This is a genomic window from Marinobacter iranensis, assembly GCF_029207565.1.
GTDB classification, from domain to species: domain Bacteria; phylum Pseudomonadota; class Gammaproteobacteria; order Pseudomonadales; family Oleiphilaceae; genus Marinobacter; species Marinobacter iranensis.
The window spans coordinates 1-241 of sequence record NZ_JANCMW010000374.1; the positions used below are offsets into that span (position 1 = coordinate 1).

Annotated in this window: 1 protein-coding gene; it reads right to left on the reverse strand. The window is 74.7% G+C overall.

All coding sequences use genetic code 11. The annotated features are described in order from the left end of the window. A partial coding sequence (locus tag NLU14_RS22765) for a hypothetical protein (protein ID WP_275710886.1) occupies positions 1–241 on the reverse strand: 241 nt, incomplete at both ends.

Consider the following 241-nt stretch of genomic DNA (forward strand, 5'->3'; position numbering starts at 1 on the left):
GCCTTGCCCGGCGGCACGCTGCCGGCGAGCATGGCATAGGGCATGGACAGGATCGCCGCCCAGGCGAGCCCGACGCCGATGGTCGGCAGCCAGAGCACCACCGGATCCGCGACGAGCAGGAAGCCGAGCAGCCCCGCGGCGCCGAACGCCAGGCAAAGCGCATGCGTGGCGCGACGGCCGAGCCGCTCGCCGATGCCCGGCAGCAGCAGCGCGCCCAGCGCCGCGACACCGTTATAGCCGG